General features: G+C 63.8%; 16 protein-coding genes. 7 read left to right on the top strand and 9 right to left on the bottom strand.

Annotated elements, in window-relative coordinates; all coding sequences use genetic code 11:
- The first annotated feature begins 3 nt into the window (after positions 1-3).
- Positions 4-639 (top strand): transporter, encoded by a 636-nt coding sequence (locus tag NP503_RS10840; protein WP_127270998.1) that lies wholly within the window; start codon positions 4-6, stop codon positions 637-639.
- Here NP503_RS10840 and truA read toward each other — a convergent pair.
- From truA to def, 4 genes are read right to left on the bottom strand one after another with little or no spacing between them, the layout of a single operon-like run.
- A complete protein-coding gene (gene truA / locus NP503_RS10835) occupies positions 606-1,376 on the bottom strand; it encodes a tRNA pseudouridine(38-40) synthase TruA (protein ID WP_127271000.1) in 771 nt (256 codons plus the stop codon). The two genes, NP503_RS10840 and truA, sit on opposite strands and share 34 nt — an antisense overlap.
- Before the next feature lie 23 nt (positions 1,377-1,399).
- The gene (locus tag NP503_RS10830; RefSeq protein ID WP_127271002.1) at positions 1,400-1,906 is read right to left on the bottom strand and encodes a GNAT family N-acetyltransferase; all 507 of its coding nucleotides are present in this window, start codon (positions 1,904-1,906) and stop codon (positions 1,400-1,402) included.
- Positions 1,903-2,856 (bottom strand): methionyl-tRNA formyltransferase, encoded by a 954-nt coding sequence (gene fmt, locus NP503_RS10825; RefSeq protein WP_127271004.1) that lies wholly within the window; start codon positions 2,854-2,856, stop codon positions 1,903-1,905. Before fmt ends, NP503_RS10830 begins: the two co-directional genes overlap by 4 nt.
- A gap of 4 nt (positions 2,857-2,860) precedes the next feature.
- Positions 2,861-3,391: a peptide deformylase gene (def, locus tag NP503_RS10820; RefSeq protein ID WP_127269359.1), complete on the bottom strand. Its 531-nt coding sequence runs from the start codon at positions 3,389-3,391 to the stop codon at positions 2,861-2,863.
- A 103-nt stretch (positions 3,392-3,494) separates the two neighbouring features.
- On the opposite strand from def, the gene NP503_RS10815 reads away from it, so the two are divergent.
- Positions 3,495-4,766 carry a DNA recombination protein RmuC gene (locus NP503_RS10815; RefSeq protein WP_127269360.1) on the top strand — a complete coding sequence of 424 codons (1,272 nt, stop codon included), beginning with the start codon at positions 3,495-3,497 and terminating at the stop codon, positions 4,764-4,766.
- A gap of 20 nt (positions 4,767-4,786) precedes the next feature.
- Here the strand turns inward: NP503_RS10815 and NP503_RS10810 are convergent, their stop codons facing one another.
- The 3 genes from NP503_RS10810 to NP503_RS10800 form a co-directional block, all read right to left on the bottom strand.
- Entirely contained in the window at positions 4,787-5,191 is a 405-nt protein-coding gene (locus tag NP503_RS10810; protein WP_127269361.1) for a GFA family protein, read from the bottom strand.
- Between the two features lie 61 nt (positions 5,192-5,252).
- Positions 5,253-6,218, bottom strand: coding sequence for a cation diffusion facilitator family transporter (locus tag NP503_RS10805; protein WP_127269362.1), 966 nt, complete (start codon positions 6,216-6,218; stop codon positions 5,253-5,255).
- Between the two features lie 127 nt (positions 6,219-6,345).
- Positions 6,346-7,155: a transglutaminase family protein gene (locus tag NP503_RS10800; RefSeq protein WP_027040094.1), complete on the bottom strand. Its 810-nt coding sequence runs from the start codon at positions 7,153-7,155 to the stop codon at positions 6,346-6,348.
- Between the two features lie 210 nt (positions 7,156-7,365).
- Here NP503_RS10800 and NP503_RS10795 point away from each other — a divergent pair, with 210 nt between their 5' ends.
- Both NP503_RS10795 and sugE read left to right on the top strand, forming a co-directional pair.
- The gene (locus tag NP503_RS10795) at positions 7,366-7,491 is read left to right on the top strand and encodes a hypothetical protein (protein ID WP_013528464.1); all 126 of its coding nucleotides are present in this window, start codon (positions 7,366-7,368) and stop codon (positions 7,489-7,491) included.
- Between the two features lie 206 nt (positions 7,492-7,697).
- Positions 7,698-8,012: a quaternary ammonium compound efflux SMR transporter SugE gene (gene sugE / locus NP503_RS10790; protein ID WP_013528463.1), complete on the top strand. Its 315-nt coding sequence runs from the start codon at positions 7,698-7,700 to the stop codon at positions 8,010-8,012.
- Positions 8,013-8,143: 131 nt separating this feature from the next.
- Here sugE and NP503_RS10785 read toward each other — a convergent pair whose 3' ends face one another.
- Positions 8,144-8,572: a DUF6481 family protein gene (locus NP503_RS10785; RefSeq protein ID WP_023761392.1), complete on the bottom strand. Its 429-nt coding sequence runs from the start codon at positions 8,570-8,572 to the stop codon at positions 8,144-8,146.
- A 300-nt stretch (positions 8,573-8,872) separates the two neighbouring features.
- Here NP503_RS10785 and NP503_RS10780 point away from each other — a divergent pair, with 300 nt between their 5' ends.
- The 3 genes from NP503_RS10780 (at position 8,873) to NP503_RS10770 (ending at position 12,426) form a co-directional block, all read left to right on the top strand.
- Positions 8,873-9,934: an LLM class flavin-dependent oxidoreductase gene (locus tag NP503_RS10780; RefSeq protein WP_127267667.1), complete on the top strand. Its 1,062-nt coding sequence runs from the start codon at positions 8,873-8,875 to the stop codon at positions 9,932-9,934.
- 252 nt (positions 9,935-10,186) lie between these two features.
- Positions 10,187-11,356: an AI-2E family transporter gene (locus tag NP503_RS10775; protein ID WP_127267668.1), complete on the top strand. Its 1,170-nt coding sequence runs from the start codon at positions 10,187-10,189 to the stop codon at positions 11,354-11,356.
- A 68-nt stretch (positions 11,357-11,424) separates the two neighbouring features.
- Positions 11,425-12,426 (top strand): LLM class flavin-dependent oxidoreductase, encoded by a 1,002-nt coding sequence (locus NP503_RS10770; protein WP_127267669.1) that lies wholly within the window; start codon positions 11,425-11,427, stop codon positions 12,424-12,426.
- A gap of 32 nt (positions 12,427-12,458) precedes the next feature.
- Here the strand turns inward: NP503_RS10770 and NP503_RS10765 are convergent, their stop codons facing one another.
- Positions 12,459-13,478 carry a LacI family DNA-binding transcriptional regulator gene (locus tag NP503_RS10765; protein ID WP_127267670.1) on the bottom strand — a complete coding sequence of 340 codons (1,020 nt, stop codon included), beginning with the start codon at positions 13,476-13,478 and terminating at the stop codon, positions 12,459-12,461.
- Positions 13,479-13,611 lie beyond the last annotated feature (133 nt).

The following is a 13,611-nucleotide window of genomic DNA, read 5'->3' as shown; positions in this document are numbered from 1 at the left end:
AGCATGCTTTCGGCGGACGAAACCCAAGCTTCGCTGACGGGCGCCTGGCGATTGATGCTCGGCAAGGCCGACGGCCTGCGCCTGCTCGACCTGTCGGCCGACGGCTTCTGGAATTCCTTCTTCGCCATTGTCGTTGCTGCACCGGCGCTGATCGTCGGCTGGGTCGGCATCGCCAACGAACTCGGCGATCCCGACGCCTTCGCGGGCCGCTTCAGCATGCTGGTGCGCCTGGCGACGGTCGACATCGGCTCCTGGGTGCTGCCGCTGATTGCGCTCGCCCTGATCGCGCCGCGCGCCGGCATAGGCGGCCGCTTCGTCCACTACGTCGTCGCCAGCAACTGGGCTTCGGCCATCACCGCCTGGCTGATGCTGCCCTCGGCGCTGATCCGGCTTTTCCTGTCGTCCGCAAGCCAGGCTGCGAGTCTTGTGTCGCTGTTCCTGTTTGCCCTGTCGATGGTGCTGACCTGGCGCATGACCAACGCCACGATCGGCAGGGGCGCATCGGTCGGCACCGCCGTTTTCGTCGGCATGTTCATCGCCTCGCTGCTGGTGCTGTTCGGCCTGCAGACGCTGCTCGGCATCACCGTGCCGGACGATGCCGGAGTTCAGAGCCTGTCCGGGCTCGTCTCGACTGGATAATCGACACCGGTGAGAAACAGCCCGTCGGGTGGCGCCACCTGTCCGCAGGCGGCGCGGTCGTGCGCCTCGAGCGCCGTTTTCAGGTCGGCCGCAGTCCAGCCGCCGTCGCCGACGCGCTTGAGCGAGCCGACCATCGAACGTACCTGATTGTGCAGGAACGAGCGCGCCGAAGCCCTGACCTCGATCATGTCGCCCTGTCGGCTCACATCGAGCCGTTCCAGCGTCCTGATCGGGCTGTTGGCCTGGCACTGGGTCGAGCGGAAGGTGGTGAAATCATGCCGTCCCAGCAGGACTTTCGCCGCTTCGTGCATGGCGCCGGCGTCGAGCCGCTTCGGCACCCACCAGACCTTGCCCTTGTCGAGCGCGGCCGGGGCACGGCGGTTCAGGATGCGGTAGAGATAGTGGCGGCCGATGGCCGAGAAGCGGGCGTCGAAGCTGTCGGAGACGACCGTCGCTTTCAGGATGGCGATGCGCGCCCCGGCCGCCTGCAGATGGGCGTTGACTGCATCGCGCACCTTGTCGCCCGGCCACGCCTTGGCGAGGTCGGCATGCGCCACCTGCGCGGTCGCATGGACGCCGGCATCGGTGCGGCCGGCGGCGCGCAGCCGGATCGCTTCGCCGCAGAATTTTTCGATCGCCCGCTCGATCGCCTGTTGCACCGAAGGCTGATCCGCCTGGTGCTGCCAGCCGGCAAACAGACTGCCATCATATTCGATGTCGAGGCGAAAACGCGGCATGCCGGGCGGCTATACGCTCTCGCCTACGCGGCGAGAGCGGTGAAGGCGGAGGCGTAGACCAGTGTGCCGGCCTCAGGCGCGTCGCCCCAGGCCAGCGCCTGCAGCGCTTCGCCCTGGTATTCGCTCTCGAAGTTCTCGGCACGCGTGTGGCTATATCCGAAACGCCCGTAATAGATGGGGTCGCCGAGCACCACGGCCAGCGTTTCGCCGGCATCCCTGAGGCGGATATGCGCCTCGCGGATCAGCGCGCCGCCGATGCCGCTGCCATGGAACGAGGGCTCCACCGCCAGCGGTGCCAGCGCCACGGCCGCGAAAGTCTTGCCGCCATTCTGGACGAACAGCCGCGAAAACAGGATGTGGCCGACCACCTGGCCGTCCTCTTCCGCCACCAGTTCGGCAACAGCGTCGCCGCCGGTCACCAGCGCGTCGACCAGACCGGCCTCCGCCTGCTGGCCGAAAGCGTGTTCCTCGACGAGGCGGATGGCCTCGCGATCCCGCGGCGTTGCCGCGCGTATCGACATCATGCTCATGAGAATTTCAGTCCTTTTTCGATCTTGGCCCCGCGCAGGAACTCCGACGCGGCAGCGGGCTTTCCGCCCGCGCGTTGAACTTCGACCAGCCTGATCGCGCCTGCCCCGCAGGCGACCGTCAGCCGGTCATCGAGAATTCCTCCCGACTCGCCCAACTCTTCCCAAAGCGACAGGCCTTGCGACAGCGTCGAGCGAAGCAGTTTCAGCCGCTCCTGGCGGCCGCCAATTCCTATCTCCGACCACGCGCCGGGAAAGGGTGACAGGCCGCGAATATGATTGTGGACCTCACTTGCTGAGCGAGTCCAGTCCACGCGAGTCTCGGATTTATCGATTTTCTTGGCGTAGGTCACCCCATCCACAGCTTGTGTGGTGAATGTCAGGGTATTCCTTTCCAGTCGCGCCAGCGCTTCCACCATCAAGGCAGCACCGACACTCATCAACCGATCATGCAGATCGCCGGCTGTCATATCGGGTTCGATGGCGCATTTTTCAACCAGCCCGACCGGGCCGGTGTCCAGCCCCTCTTCCATGCGCATCACCATCATGCCGCTTTCCAGGTCGCCGGCCATGATGGCGCGCTGGATCGGCGCGGCACCGCGCCAGCGCGGCAGAAGCGACGCATGGCCGTTGATGCAGCCGAGCCGGGTCGCCTCGAGAACCGCCTTCGGCAGCAGCAAGCCATAGGCGACGACCACGGCGACATCGGCCTGCAAGGCACGGAAAGCGGCCTGCTCGGCCTCGCCCTTGAGCGAAACCGGCGCCCGGACTTCAATGCCCAGCCGCTCCGCCTCGCGCTGCACCGGCGATGGCGTCAACTCCAGCCCGCGCCGCCCTGCGGCGCGCGGCGGCTGGGTATAGACGGCTGATATCTCATGGCCAGCCTCGGCGATCGCGCGCAAAGTCGGCACCGAAAACTCCGGCGTACCCATGAAGATGACGCGAAGGGGCATGGCCCTATCCCGCCAGCTTGCCCGGCGCCTTGTCCCTGGCAAGCTTCTTGAATTTCTTCACCACCATGTCGCGCTTCAGCTTCGAGATGTGGTCGATGAACAGGACGCCATTGAGGTGGTCGATCTCATGCTGCAGGCAGGTGGCCATCAGGCCCTCGGCCTCCATATCCTGCAATTTGCCGTCGCGGTCGACATATTTGACCCGCACGGAGGCCGGGCGTTCGACCTCGGCGTAATAATCCGGGATCGACAGGCAGCCTTCCTCATAGACCGAGCGCGCGTCGGCGCTCTCCAGGATTTCCGGGTTGATGAAGACATGCGGCGCCGGCGTCTCGTCTTCCTTGGCCAGATCGATCACCAGCAAGCGCAGCGGCTCGCCGATCTGGATTGCCGCCAATCCGATGCCCGGCGCGTCATACATGGTCGCCAGCATGTCGTCGGCTAATTTGCGCAAAGGTGCGTCGACACGCTCCACCGGCTTGGAAACCTGGCGCAGGATGGGGTCGGGAAGGATGATGAGCGGCTTGATCGACATGGCGTTCCACCTAAGACCTCCAGAGAAAAGCGTCAACCGGTAGGCTGGAGGCTCGTTCACGTTTTGATCTGTGCCGGCAGCGCGAATCGTTTATGCTGTCCACATGAATGATTTGAGCACCATCCTTTCCGAACCTGTCGCCCGGCTTGGCGCCACAACCGTCACGCTCGGCCATGCGCTGGCCTTCGGCGCTTTGCTGTTTCTGGCCCTGTTCGTGGCGCTGGTCATTGCGCTGTGGCGGTCGGCGAAGGCGCGCGCCGTCGCGGCTGCGGAAGCCGCCGATCATGCCCGCGATGCGGAAGTGCGGATGGCCGGCATTCTGCAAAGCCAGGCCGAAATGCAGGGTCGTATGGGCGCCATCGCCGAAGTGTTCGGCGCACGGCAGGCGGAGCTGACGCAGTCGATCGGCCAGCGCCTCGACGCCATGACCGGCCGGCTCGGCCAGACCATGACCGAGCAGACCAAATCCACGCATGAGAGCCTGGCCAAATTGCAGGAGCGGCTGGCCATCATCGATGTCGCGCAGGGCAACATCCAGTCGCTCGCCGGCCAGGTCGTGCAGCTGCAGGCGATCCTCTCCAATAAGCAGACGCGCGGTGCTTTCGGCCAGTCTCGCATGGAGGCGATCGTCGCCGACGGCCTGCCGCACGGCGCCTATGAATTCCAGGCGACGCTGTCGAACGGCAGCCGTCCTGACTGCCTGGTGAAGATGCCGAACGGCGCGCCGTCGCTGGCCATCGACGCCAAGTTTCCGCTCGAGGCCTGGAATGCCATCCGCGCCGCCGATGGCGCCGACCTGCAGAAGGCCGCCTCGCAGGCCTTCCGCCGCGACATCGAGATCCATGTCCGCGATATCTCGGAAAAATACCTGATCCAGGGCGAGACGCAGGACACCGCCTTCATGTTCGTGCCGTCGGAATCAGTGTTCGCCGAGATCCACGAGAATTTCGAGGCGATCGTCCACAAGGCGCACCGCGCCCGAATCGTCATCGTCTCGCCGTCATTGCTGATGCTGTCGATCCAGGTCATCCAGGCGATCCTCAAGGATGCCCGCATGCGCGAACAGGCGCACCTGATTCAGGGCGAAGTCATCCGGCTGATGGAGGATGTCGCGCGCGTCGACGAGCGGGTGCGCAAGCTGCAGGTGCATTTCGGTCAGTCGGCCAAGGACATCGACGACATCCTGGTTTCGACGTCGAAGGTCACCAAGCGCGGCCAGAAGATCGAGGCACTGGAATTCGGCGCGCAGCCCGACGGCGATGCCGCCGCGGACGCAGCGTCACGGGCTCCCGCCGCGAAGGTCGATACTGGCGCGCGCGTTGCCGATTCGAAAACCGGGCAGCTCAGGCTGAGGGTCGTTGAAGGCGACGATTGAGGCGCGGTGCCGGACCGGCGCTACTGCTCCTCCAACGTGGTCATGCCCTGAAATTCAGGCAGCCAGTGCAGCGCCGAGCGGTGCCATTTCTGCTGTGTTGGAATCAAATCCTGGCGCTGCCGCGCGGTCCCCACGCGAATCCCATAGACCTTGGGGCCATCGCCGACAGACGTGGCGTAAAGATGCGAGCCGCAGTCAGCGCAAAAGGCCTGGGTGCGCTTGGCGCCGCTCGCCACGATCTTGATGTAGATTTTCGGCGTGCCCTTGGTGATGCGGTAGTTGCTTTCCGGCGCCGGAACCGTCAGGCGAAAAGCCGTGCCGGTCAGTTGCTGGCAATCCGTGCAGTGGCAGATCGTGGTCTTTTCCGGGTCTACCTCCGCCTCATAGGTTATCGCGCCGCAGTGGCAGCCGCCGTCGATCTTCATCTTTGTTCCTCCTGAATCCCGGTAATCTAGCGGGTCAAGGCAGCCAGGCAATGGCGCGGCGCTAGTCCAGAGCCGGATCGGATGCGGTGTCGATCAGCTTGCGCCGCTTCTCCCAGGTGCCTGTCGTCTGTGGCTTGACGAACAGCCGCGTGATCTCCGGCATTTCCTTCTTCAGCTGCGCCTCCAGGCGCTCGACGCAAGCTTCGATCTCGGGCGCCGTCAAATGGTCCTCGAACTCGATGCTCAGGCCGGCGACGATCTCTGCCGGCCCCATATGGACGGTCAGGACGCCGTTCGCCCGCTGCACCGCCGGATCCTGCTGGGCGATCGCCAGCACCTTCATTTGCACTTCGGGCGATGCCGGCTCACCGATCAGCAGGCCCTTGCTTTCGCGGGCCAGGAAGATCGCTGTCGCCCCCAGGATCAGCCCAATGCCGATAGAGGCGGCGCCGTCGAGTTCCGGCATCTCCAGAACTTCCGCCGCCAGGATGCCGACGAACGCGACGATCAGGCCGAGAAGTGCTGCACTGTCCTCGAACAGTACGGTGTAGACGCTCGGATCCTTGCTCGACTGCACCGCCCGCAGCCAGCCCTGCTTGCCCTTCTGCTGGCGGAACTCCTTCAGCGCCACCCACCACGAACTGCCTTCGAACAGGAAGGAAAGGCCAAGCACGATGTAGGTCACCTCGGCGTTGGCGACCGGCTCCGGCGCCATCATATGGATCACGCCTTCGTAGAACGACACGCCGGCGCCCAGCGCGAAGACGAGGAGCGCGACGATGAAGCTCCAGAAGTAGAGTTCGCGGCCGTGACCGAGCGGATGAGTCCGGTCGGCCGGGCGGGCGGCGCGGTGCATGCCGTAGAGCAGCAGGCCGCCATTGCCGGTATCGACCAGCGAATGCACGCCCTCCGACAGCATCGCCGAACTGCCGGTGAAGGCGGCGGCGGCGAACTTGGTCAGCGCGATGGCGAAATTGCCGGCGAGCGCCGCGTAGATCACCTTTTTTGAGCCGCCGTGCCCGGCCATGGCATTTGTTCCCATTCAAGGCGCAGTCTAGCGGCCAGGCCGCTAAAGCTCCACAGGCATCACACCGCGCGAATGTCGGGTCGTCCAAGCCAGCGGTCATGAGAGATCGGCCTATGGAAAACGGCGACTACTCGACGATCTCGCTGGTCCACACCTTGAAGCCGGCAAGCGTTCCCGGGCCGAATATATGGGTCAGCGGCACGTCGGCGGCGTCGCGGCCGGAGGCGATCAGGATGCGGCCGATGCGCGGTGCATTGTTGCGCGGGTCGAAGACATGCCAGCGGCCGCCGAGATAGACTTCCATCCAGGCGCAGAAATCCATGCTCGCCCATGGTTTCGGCATACCGATGTCGCTGATGTAGCCGGTGCAGTAGCGCGTTGGGATGTTGAGCGCCCGGCAGAAGGTGACGGCGAGATGCGCGTAGTCTCGGCACACGCCGCTCTGTTCGCGATACGCTTCCGCGGCGGTGCGTGTCGGCCGAGCATTGCCGTAGTTGAAGACGATGTGGTTGTGGACGAAGTCGCAGACCGCCTGCACGCGCGGAATGCCCAGCGGCGTGTTGCCGAACAGCCGCCACGCTTCATCAGCCAGAAGGTCGCTTTCGCAAAAACGGCTGGGCAGCAGGAACAGCAGCGTGTCCGCCGGCAGGTCGCGAACCTCGTGCTGCCAGGCCATCAGATCGCCCATCTCGAAAGTGCCGGGATCGCGGATCACCGCGTCGGTGCCGAAGGTGAAACGCCCGGGCGGCGCGACGAACCGGTTGCACCAATTGCCGAAACTGTCGCGATAGCTTTCGATCGGCACCGGCGGGTTGGAAATCAGGAAATCCGGCCGCTCGAGATCGGAGGCACGCGAATAATGCACATTCAGCATCGCGATGAGCGGCGTTTCCTGCGGAAAGTCGAAGCTCATCTCGCAGCCGATGTGGATTCGCATTGTCGTCCTGACGGCCTGCCTGACGATCACCCGGCGAAGCTCGGGTCGATGCTGCAGTGCGAAAATGACCATCGCACGGACCGTCATGGTTTACGAGCAAATTAGAAACCGGTTGAAAGCGATCCGGCGACGCCGGCAACGGTCGCTAACCCCTTGCGGTCGGGCGGTTCTCTTGTTTCACTTGGCGTCCCACATCAGGAGGTACGAATCATGGCTAAAGGTGCGATGAAGGCAGGCAAGGAAGCCCGCAAGCCGAAGAAGGACGCCAAGAAGCCCGCTCCGGCTCCCGCGCTGAAGGCGCCGCCGGTCAAGGCGATGAAGCTCAAGGACAAGTAGGTCCGGCGATCCACTTCGCAATAAGGGTTACGGCCGGCGACACTGTTGCCGGCCGCTGTTGATCGAGCGCTCGAAATTCCTATATTGGCATGGCGGGGACGACCTCGCGCTTCCCCAAAATCCGGACGGGACGACCCGCCATTGTTTGACTGATCGTCGGACGCCGAAATCACCTTTCGGTCCGATGCTCTGATGGAGCGTTGTCGATGTCGTGGATTCTTCTCTTTTTCGCCGGCCTGTTCGAGATCGGCTGGGCAATCGGCCTCAAATACACAGATGGCTTCTCGAAACTGGTGCCGACCGTGCTGACCGTTGCCTCTATGGTCGTCAGCCTCACTCTGCTCGGCCTGGCGCTGAAGGCGCTGCCCGTTGGCACCGCCTATGCGGTGTGGACCGGCATCGGCACCGTCGGTACGGCACTGCTCGGCATCTGGCTGCTCGGCGAACCAGCCACCGCGATCAGGCTGGCCTGCATCGCGCTCATCGTCTGCGGCATCATGGGGCTGAAGTTCGCCGCCTGACGGTCTTTTGGTTTGCGCATGTCATCCTCCCAGAACCGGGACCAATATTTGGGCGACATGGGACAAACACCTTCAGGGCCGCTGTGAGGCGACCCTGATTGTCGAAGCTGGCTGCTTCGGTAATCCTGAGGCTAGCGGGCGGAGAAGCCCGGCGGCGTCCTGCCGGTGCGCTGCTTGCGTGCCGCATAACGCGCGTCACGCTTGGCCTTGCGTTCGGCTTCGTCGGCCAGAAAACGGGCGATGCGCTCGTTCTCTTCGGATTCCCGAATCTTGGCCTCAGCCTGTGCAGCTTCCTCGGCGGCGATACGTGCCGCTTCGGCTGCTGCCTCGCGCTCGGCCTTCTCGACCGCTTCGCGTGCCAGCTTCTCCTGCTTCAGCCGAGCCTTTTCAGCTTCGCGGATTTCGCGGGCCGCGAGGATCGCCTTGCGTTCAGCCTGCCGCGCCAGCACAGCGGGATCATCCGCCGCCGGCTTTGCCTTGAAGCGCTCGAGGAGCGCCTTCTTTGCCTCGTTTGCGGCATTGCGCCGCTCGAAAACGTCTTTTTCCCTGTAGATAGCCAAGTCCACTTCCCTGAAGTCAATTCGCGACGCTTACATACGCGCGAAAACCGAGAGTTCAAGCGCCAAAACGGCATGGCAGCCATGAAATTGTCGGCTGTTGCACTCGGGAGACGCCTTTGGAGCAATTTCAGGGAAGTGTGAAACGGTTTTCCCGGGAAAAGCGCGCAGCGCTTTCCCTTGGGAATTGCGACGAAGAGATTGAACCGAAAACGACATGCACTGTTCACCGTCGCGCCTCTGGCGGCGAGGTTGGCGGATGGCTACGTCTAGCGGCAAATTCCAACACCAGGATGACATTAGATGGAACTCGGTCTCTACACCTTCGCCGACGTCAGCCCGCAGCCGGGCCCCGGCGCCATCGGCCCGCATGAGCGGCTGCGCAACCTGATCGAGGAGGTCGAGCTGGCCGATCAGGTCGGCCTCGACGTCTTCGGCCTCGGCGAGCATCACCGGCCCGACTATGCCGCCTCCGCACCGGTCGTGGCCCTGGCCGCGGCCGCCGAGCGCTCGAAGCGCATCAAGCTGACCAGTGCCGTCACCGTTCTGTCTTCTGATGACCCGGTGCGCGTGTTCCAGCAGTTCGCAACGCTCGACCTTCTGTCGGGCGGCCGCGCCGAGATCATGGCCGGACGCGGCTCGTTCATCGAATCCTTCCCGCTGTTCGGTTACAACCTCGAGGACTATGACGAGCTGTTCGCCGAAAAGCTCGATCTGCTACTTGCCATCCGCAACGGCGTGAAGGTCACCTGGTCCGGCAATCTGCGCGCGCCGATCAACGATCGCGGCGTTTATCCCCGGCCCTTCCAGGACAGGCTACCGGTCTGGATCGCCATTGGCGGCACGCCGCAGTCTGCCGCCCGCGCGGGTGCGCTCGGCCTGCCGCTGGCGCTCGCCATCATCGGCGGCGAGCCGGCGCGCTTCGCGCCGCTGTTCGATCTCTATCGCGAAGCCGCCAAGCGCGCCGGCAGCGACCCGAGGGGCCTTGCCACCAGCATCAACGTGCACGGCTTCATCGCCGAGACGACCGAGCAGGCGGCCGACGATTTTTACGGCCCGCAGGCGGAGGTGATGAACCGCATCGGCCGCGAGCGCGGCTGGGGTCCGACATCCCAAGCGCATTTCGACCAGTCGCGCGGCCCGAACGGCGCGTTGTTCGTCGGCGGTCCCGAGCAAGTGGCTGAGAAGATCGTCGCCCAGCACAAGATCTTCGGCAATGACCGCTTCCTGCTGCAAATGGCGATCGGCACCATGCCGCATGCCAAGATCATGAAGGCGATCGAACTCTACGGCACCAGGGTGGCGCCGATCGTGCGCAAGGAAACAGCCAGGGCTGGCACAGCCGTCACCACGCCGGCAGCCTGACGGAAATGTCGGCTGCTGGCTGCTGCCTTTGAGAAGGCCGGATTTTTCGTCCTCGTCGCCACGACATTGGGAAGAAAGCCAAATCTCTCTTCCAACGCCGTGAGTGCAGGCCTGGATGCTGCGGCGCGCTCTGATTTCCGGACCCGTGCAAACGGGCCTCATTCCGGAAGCCGGCTCATGGAACCTGCGCCCATAACTCTGCGTTCATGCAAGCAATAGCCGATCGCCGAGGGCGCCGGCTCGAGGGTGAGCATGAAAACCGAACCCGCTGCCTTGGGCCGCGCCATCGCCGACGAGTCGGATTCGCGCGTTGCGGCCCGCGCCGACACGCATCTGATGCGCTCGCTGCTCGTCGGCATTTTCCTGTTCATGGCCATCTATGCGCTCTACTTCGCTCGCGCTTTCTTCATGCCGGTCATTCTGGCTTTCCTGCTGGCGCTGACGCTGACGCCGATCGTTAGGCTCCTGCGCAGGCACGGCATCTCCGAAGTGGTTTCGGCGACCCTTCTGGTGCTGTTGTCGATCTGCATCTTTGCCAGCGTAGGCTACCTGCTCAGCGGACCGATCATCGACCTCATCAACAACACCTCTTCGATAGGCCAGCAACTTGCCGAACGGCTGGCGCAATTGCGCCGCCCACTCGAGAAGATCATGCAGATTTCGCATCAGATCGAACAGCTGACCCAGACGTCGCAGGAGCCGGGCATCCAGAGGGTGGCGATGGCGCAGTCCGGCATCCTGTCGGCGGCCGCCAGCAACATCCTGTCGGCCGGAACAGGCCTGACTATCATTTTCGTGCTGTCGCTGTTCCTGCTCGCCTCCGGCACGATGTTCTATGAAAAGATCATCCAGTCCTTCGCCAGCCTCAGCGAAAAGAAACGGGCGCTGCGCGTCGTCTATGACGTCGAGCGCGAAATCTCGCACTATCTGCTCACCGTCACCATCATCAATGCCGGCCTCGGCACGGTCATCGCTCTTGGTCTGTGGGCGCTCGGCATGCCCAATCCGCTGGTCTGGGGAGCCGCCGCGGCGTTGCTCAACTTCTTGCCCTATGTCGGAGCGCTGATCACCATCGTGCTTGTCACGGTCATGGCGTTGATCAGCTTCGATACCATCTTCTACGCGCTTCTGGCGCCGGCCTTCGTGATCTTGTGCGACATCGTCGAAGGCCAGTTCGTGACGCCGATGGTGGTCGGCCGGCGTCTGGAGATCAACGCCGTGGCAATCTTGATCGCCATCGCCTTCTGGTCATGGTTGTGGGGCTTCGTCGGCGCCCTGATGGCGGTGCCGCTGCTGGTCGTCATCAAGGTATTCTGCGATCATTTCGACGGGCTCAGCCATGTCGGCAATTTTCTCGCCGCGCAGCACGCGGTTGTCGTCGAGGAGGACGACATCGCCGACCCCGAAGCTATCAAAGGCTGATCAATATTTTTGAATTTGCGGCGCCGCCGGATGCTTCCTACATGCGGTCCTGACACAGGATCCCATCCATGACCGCTCTTTCCGTTCTCGACCTGTCGCCGATCGTCGAAGGCAGCGATGCCTCGCAGTCGCTGGCCAACTCGCTCGATCTTGCCCGCCATGCCGAGCGCCTGGGCTACAAGCGTTTCTGGCTGGCCGAGCATCACAACATGCCGGGTATCGCCAGCGCGGCCACAGCCGTCGTCATTGCCCATGTCGCCGGCGGTACCAAGACCATTCGCGTCGGCGCCGGCGGCATCATGCTGCCCAACCATTCGCCGCTGGTGATTGCCGAGCAGTTCGGCACGCTGGCCGCCTTGCATCCGGGCCGCATCGATCTCGGCATCGGCCGGGCGCCCGGCACCGACATGGGCACCGCCCGTGCCTTGCGCCGCAATCTCGAGGCCGGGGTCGACAATTTCCCTCAGGATGTCGTCGAGCTGATGGGCTATTTCCAGCCGGCCGAGGAAGGCCAGCGAATTCGCGCCGTGCCCGGCGAAGGCCAGGACGTGCCGGTCTGGATCCTCGGCTCCAGCCTCTACGGCGCGCAGCTCGCCGCCATGCTCGGCCTGCCCTACGCCTTCGCTTCGCATTTCGCGCCGGCGGAGCTGGATCACGCGCTGGATGTCTACCGCTCGCGCTTCCAGCCGTCCGAGCAGCTCGACAAGCCGCATGTCATGCTTGGCCTCAATGTCTTCGCCGCGCCCACCGATGCGGAGGCCCGTTTGTTGTTCACCTCGCTGCAACAGGCTTTCGTCAATCTGCGCACCGGTCGGGCCGGCCGGCTGCCGCCACCTGTCGAGAACTATGACCGCGATCTCGATCCGATGGCAAAGACAATGCTCGGCCAGGCATTGTCCTGCGCCGTCGTCGGCTCCCCGGAAACGGTGCGGCAAGGCCTCGATGCCTTCGTGCGCCGCACCGGTGCCGACGAACTGATGGTCACTGCGCAGATGTTTGATCATGCGGCGCGGGTGCGGTCGTTCGAAATCCTGGCCGAGGCGCACAAATCCCTTTCGCAGGCGGCCTGACAGGCCCTGCTACGACTTACGCCGGGGGAAGGCTACGCGCTCACGCTCTGCGCAATCGCGCCGAGCGGACGGCATGAATTGCGGATCATCAGCCTGCCCTTGAGCAAAAGCTTGCGCGGCGGCGCGTCCCTGTTGCCGGCGAGACGATCGAGAAGCAGATTGGCCGCCTGTTCGCCGATCGCCTGCACGGGCTGGGCCACCGTGGTCAACTGCGGCTGGAACACGTCGGACCATGGAAAGTCGTCGAAGCAGGCGACCGAAATATCTTCCGGGCAGGACAGGCCGATGTCGCGGATCGCCTTCATGGTGCCGATCACCATCGGATTGTTGGCCGAGAAGATCGCGCTTGGCCGATCATGCGAGGAAAGCATCTGCATGGTTTCGTTATAGCCGTCGATCTCGTGGAAATTGCCGAAGCGGATCAACTCCTCGGCGATCGGCAGGCCGGCGGCGTGAAGCGCCTCGCGATATCCCGCCATGCGGTCATGCATCGGCGAGATGTCCGAGGTGCCGGTGATGTAACCGATGCGCCGGTGGCCGAGATTGATCAGATAGGTGATGGCGTCGAACACCGCGCGCTGGTTGTCCAGCACCACGGCATCGGTGTCGATGCCTTTGCAGATACGATCGAGCAGCACGACCGGCACGTTGGCGTCGTCGACGATCCGCTTGAGGATCGCGCCGTCGCCGACGCGCGCCACGATCAGCCCGTCGACCATGCGGTCGAGCAGCAACCTGATCTGGTCGTCCTGGGTGTTCAAATCCTCGTCCGTGCAGCACAGCATGACGGCATAGCCGGCCCGGTCGAAGGCCTGCTGGATGACCGAGACGACATCGGTGAAGAACGGGTTGGTGATGTGCGGCACGGTCAGTCCGATGGTGCGGGTCGTGCCCATCTTCAGGCTGCGGGCGATCGCGTTGCGCTTGTAGCCGATATCGCGGATTGCCTGCTCGATGCGCTGGCTAAGCTCCGGGCTGACCGTCGCCGTGCCATTGATCAGCGCCGAAACGGTGGCGACAGAAACACGCGCCGCTTCAGCCACATGAAGCATGGTGGGCGCGGTGGATTTGCGGTGTCTTTTTTGCCCTGACGCTGTCATTTTCGAAACGTTTCGCCACTCTTGCTGGCCAATACGTACGGAATCCTGTCCTTTTTAGCAAGAATCGAATTGCACCAAACGTCCG

Origin of the sequence: Mesorhizobium sp. SEMIA396, from assembly GCF_024518615.1 — a bacterium.
Taxonomy (GTDB): Bacteria; Pseudomonadota; Alphaproteobacteria; order Rhizobiales; family Rhizobiaceae; genus Mesorhizobium.
This window is presented reverse-complemented; position numbering and strand designations above follow the sequence as displayed.